Below are 4,512 nucleotides of genomic sequence, written 5' to 3' on the forward strand. Positions count from 1 at the left end.
CACCAGACCAGCGAACTCTGGATGAAACTGATGCTGCACGAGCTGACCGCCGCGATCCGCAACATCGCGCATGACGAACTCAACGCCGCGTTCAAGCAGATGGCGCGCGTGTCCAAGATCATGGAACAGCTGGTGCACGCCTGGGACGTCCTGGCCACCATGACGCCGCCGGAGTACAGCGCGGTCCGCCCCTACCTGGGCCACTCCAGCGGCTTCCAGAGCTTCCAGTACCGCTGCATCGAGTTCGCGATGGGCAACAAGAACGCGGCCATGCTCCAGCCGCACGCCCACCACCCGGAACGCGCGGCCATGGTGCAGGCGGCCTATGAAGCGCCTTCGCTGTACGACGAGGCCCTGCGCCTGCTGGCGCGCCGCGGCATCGCCGTGCCGGCCTCGCACACCGAGCGCGACTGGACGCAGCCCTACGAAGCCAGCGACGGCGTCGAGCAGGCCTGGCTGCAGGTCTACCGCGACCCCAAGCAGCACTGGGACCTGTACCAGCTCGGCGAAGAACTCACCGATCTGGAAGACGCCTTCCGCCTCTGGCGCTTCCGCCACGTGACCACGGTGGAACGCGTGATCGGCTTCAAGCGCGGCACCGGCGGCACCGGTGGTGTGAGCTACCTGCGCAAGATGCTGGACGTCGTGCTGTTTCCCGAGATCTGGACACTCAGAACGGCGCTCTGAAGCGCCTCCTTCCGGCATGATGGGCCGATGCCCTCCATCACGCTCGACGACCTGCGCCGCCATGCCGTGGCGCGCAGTCTGTTCACACCCACCACCCTCCCCGAGGCGATCGCGCGGCTGGGTTTCGTGCAGGCCGACCCCATTCGTTCGCCCGCGCGGGCGCAGGACCTGACGCTGCGCCACCGCGTCAAAGGCTACCGGGTCGGTGATCTGGAGCGGCGCTACGCCGCGCTTGACGTGGAGGAGGACTTCTTCGTCAACTACGGCTTTGTCACGCCCGCCCTGCACGCGCTGATGCACCCGCGCAGCGCGCTGCGCGAATGGCCGGCCGAGCGCTGGGCGCAGGCCCAAGCGGTCTGGCATTTCGTGCAGGCGCGTGGCGAGGCGCACCCGCGCGAGGTGGACGAGCACTTCGCCCACGGCCACACCACCAACGGCTTCGGTGGCCGCTCCAAGGCCAGCACGCAACTGCTGGACGCCATGCACTACCGCGGCCTGCTGCGCGTGGCGCGGCGCGACAACGGCATCCGCCTCTACGCCGCGCATCAGCCACAGACCGCGCCCGATGATGTGCACGCCTTGCTGGACCAGTTGGTAGACATGCTGGTGAACAAGTACGCACCGCTGCCCCAGCCCGGCCTGCGCCAGCTGGTGGCCATGCTCAAACACGCGGTACCGCAGTGGCAAGGCCAGCTGCGGGCCGCACTGTTGCGGGCCACGCAGCGCCTGCCGCATGCCGAGCTGGACCGTGTGCGCTGGTTCTGGCCCGATGGTGAAGACCCGGCCGCGCGCCGCTGGAAAACGCATGACCGGGTGCGCCTGCTCGCGCCCTTCGACCCGGTGGTGTGGGACCGCGACCGCTTCGAGCGCCTGTGGGGCTGGGCCTACCGGTTCGAGGCCTACACCCCGCCGGCCAAGCGCGTGCGTGGCTACTACGCCATGCCGCTGCTGTGGCGCGACGCGGTCATCGGCTGGGGCAACCTGTCGGTGGTGGACGGGCGCCTGCAGGCGGACATCGGCTACATCAGCGGCCAGGCACCGAAGGACGCGGCCTACCGCCAGGCGCTGGACGCCGAACTGGCAGATATCAGCCGGTTTTTAGGAACTTCACATCACTGATCCGGAGCGCGTGCCTGCATCCAGGATGCGGTGGAACCGGCTCCGCCGCGCCGCACGCATCGCCCCCTGGAGGGGGTCGCGCGCAGCGCGGCAGGGGTGGCTCAATTCGGTTTGATGTTGTTCTTGCGAATGACGTCGGACATGGCGGCGGTGTCGGCCGCGATGCGCTTGGCCAGGCCCTCAGGTGAGGTGCCCGCCACCTGCCAGCCCTGGTTCAGGATCTTCTGGCGGATGTCGGGACGGCGCACGATCTCGGCCAGCAGGGTGGCGAGCTTCTGCACATGGGCCTTGGGCAGGCCCACCGGCGCGGCCACCGCGTTCCAGATCTCCAGCTGCAAGCCCTGCACACCCGCTTCGGCCAGGCTGGGCAGCTCGGGGGCCACGCTGCTGCGGCCGGCGGACGTGACGCCGATCGCCTTGAGCTTGCCACCCTTGACCTGCGCCTGGGCCAGGCCCGGCGGCAACAGCGCCATCTGCACCTGGCCACCGATCAGGCCGGTGATGACCTGCGGGTTGCCCGGGTAGGGCACGTGCACCGGCGCGATGCCGGCCTTGGCCTTGAGCAGTTCCATGCCCAGGTGGGCCACCGTGCCCACGCCGGGGGTGCCGTAGTTGAGCTTGTCGCCCTGGGCCTTCGCGTCATCGAAGAAGGCCTTGCCACTGACAGACGTGCCGGCTGGAACCGCCAGCACCAGCGGCGAGACCGCGATCAGCGAGACCGGTTGCAGGTCCTTGAGCGGGTCGTAGGTGGTGGCCGGGTTGAGGATCTTGGCGATGGTCAGGTTGCCATTGATCATCAGGCCGATGGTGTGGTCGTCGGTCGCGCGGGCCACCGCGTCGGCACCGATGTTGCCGCCGGCACCTGCCTTGTTCTCCACGATCACCGGCTGGCCCAGCGCCTGCGACAGCGGTTCGGCCAGCAGGCGCGCGGTCAGGTCGGGTGACGACCCTGCGGGAAAACCCACCACCATCTTCAGCGGCTTGCTGGGCCAGGTGGTCTGGGCGAACGCGGAGGAAGCGGCAGCGGTCAAGGCGAGCACGGCGACCAGCGCCTGACGGCGGGAAGGTTTGAACATCAGATGTCTCCGGAAAAAACAAGTACAACTCGGCAGCCCAGCAGCCCACATGCCGGCGCGCGTCCAGCACACACCGAGGAACCGGCTCCGCCGGGCCTCTGGTGTGGTCCCCTTGGGGGGGGAAGCCGCGCAGCGGCGCAGGGGGGTGACTACGCCCCCGGTTCAGGGGGCCCACTGTACAGCCACGGGTTGTCCAGCAAGGATTCGCCGAGCAGGGCCATGGCCGCGTTGCGTGCCAGGCGCAGCGCGCCGCTGGCGTGGAAGATGGTGCCGTTGCGGGCCGACCGGTTCTGCACCATGGCGTTGCGCGCCCAGCGCGTGTGGGCGAAGCGCGCGAACAGGTCGGGCCAGTGCGAAGCGTCCAGCCCGCCGGGCGCTTGTCGCTGGCCCTGCACCAGGCGCCCCAGCGTCCAGGCGTCCTCGATCGCCATGGCCGCGCCCTGCGCCAGGTAGGGCCGCAGCGGGTGCGCCGCGTCGCCCAGCAGCGCCACGCGGCCCTGGGCCTGTTCGTGGGCACCGGCCATGGGCGGGCGGTCGTTCAGCGCCCAGAGCTTCCATTCCCCCACCGCCGCCAGCATGGCCTGCAGGTCGGGGCAGACCGCACCCAGGCTGCGCTGCAGGTCGTTCCAGCGGGCTTCGTGGCCCCAGCTTTGCGGATCGCTGCCGGGCGGGCCGCCGTGGCCCTGGCCCAGCACGCCGTGCACCACGGCCACCACGTTGAACCAGTGGCCGCGTTTGACCGGGTACTGCACCACGTGCAACTTCGGCCCCAGCCAGGCCACGACGCCGCTGCTGCGCAGCGCCGCCGGCACCCGCTCGGCCGGCACCATGCCGCGGTAGGCCAGGTGCCCGCTCAGGCGCACCGGCTGCGCACCCAGCACCTGCGTGCGCACGCGGCTCCACAGGCCATCGGCTCCGATCAGCGCTGCGCCCTGGAAAAGGGAGCCGTCTTCGCAGGTCACGTGCACGCTCGACGCCGTCGCCTCGTAGGCCGACAGACGCGCACCCAGCTGCACGCGCACACCGCTGTGGCGCTGCACGGCTTCGAGCAGCAGGCCGTGCAGGTCGGCGCGGTGGATGGTGGCGTAAGGCTGGCCGTAGCGCGCTCGAATGACGGCCCCCAGACGCAGCAGGCCCAGGGTCTGGCCGCCATGGGCGTCACGCACGCGCAGGTCTTCCGGGAAGGCCGCCCGCACGTGCAGCGGGGCCATCAGTCCCCACTCGTCGAGCACGCGCACCGCGTTGGGCCCCAGTTGCAGGCCAGCCCCCACCTCGCCCAGCGCGCCCGCCTGCTCCAGCAGGTCCACCGAAACCCCGGCCCGGGCCAGCGCCAGGGCACAGGCCAGGCCACCGATACCCCCACCGGCGATCACCACGTGTTGTGTCATGGGCGGGCATTGTGCCCGCCGGCCTCCGCACCGCCTTGACGCAACGCAAACCCCCGCGCAACGGTGGAACAAGCCGAGCAGCGACCCGCGCAGCGGCGGAGCGTGGGGGCCAATGACCACAGCGACGGGCCGCCCCGAGCAAGGTCAGCCCCCTTGGGGGGCAGCGACCCGCGCAGCGGCGGAGCGTGGGGGCCAATGACCACAGCGACGGGCCGCCCCGAGCAAGGTCAGCCCCCTTGGGG

The 4,512-nt window shown here is 70.5% G+C and carries 4 protein-coding genes; 2 read left to right on the forward strand and 2 right to left on the reverse strand.

From position 1 onward, the window contains the following. Window positions 1–687 (forward strand): tryptophan 2,3-dioxygenase (locus tag ACR2JA_RS15055; RefSeq protein WP_434009893.1); only part of this gene is annotated, 687 nt, incomplete at its 5' end. A gap of 27 nt (window positions 688–714) precedes the next feature. Further along, window positions 715–1,806, forward strand: coding sequence for a DNA glycosylase AlkZ-like family protein (locus ACR2JA_RS15060; RefSeq protein ID WP_434009894.1), 1,092 nt, complete (start codon window positions 715–717; stop codon window positions 1,804–1,806). A gap of 101 nt (window positions 1,807–1,907) precedes the next feature. On the opposite strand, the gene ACR2JA_RS15065 is transcribed toward ACR2JA_RS15060, so the two are convergent. Both ACR2JA_RS15065 and ACR2JA_RS15070 read right to left on the reverse strand, forming a co-directional pair. Further along, window positions 1,908–2,882 (reverse strand): Bug family tripartite tricarboxylate transporter substrate binding protein, encoded by a 975-nt coding sequence (locus tag ACR2JA_RS15065; RefSeq protein ID WP_434009895.1) that lies wholly within the window; start codon window positions 2,880–2,882, stop codon window positions 1,908–1,910. Between the two features lie 149 nt (window positions 2,883–3,031). Next, entirely contained in the window at window positions 3,032–4,270 is a 1,239-nt protein-coding gene (locus ACR2JA_RS15070; RefSeq protein ID WP_434009896.1) for an FAD-dependent monooxygenase, read from the reverse strand. Window positions 4,271–4,512: the final 242 nt, after the last annotated feature.

Source organism: Hydrogenophaga sp. (genome assembly GCF_051007235.1).
Lineage (GTDB): Bacteria > Pseudomonadota > Gammaproteobacteria > Burkholderiales > Burkholderiaceae_C > Hydrogenophaga.

Coding starts and splice junctions, on each gene's coding strand:
- ACR2JA_RS15060 (WP_434009894.1), top strand. CDS start 715: ATGCCCTCCATCACGCTCGACGACCTGCGCCGCCATGCCGTGGCGCGC.
- ACR2JA_RS15065 (WP_434009895.1), bottom strand. CDS start 2,882: ATGTTCAAACCTTCCCGCCGTCAGGCGCTGGTCGCCGTGCTCGCCTTG.
- ACR2JA_RS15070 (WP_434009896.1), bottom strand. CDS start 4,270: ATGACACAACACGTGGTGATCGCCGGTGGGGGTATCGGTGGCCTGGCC.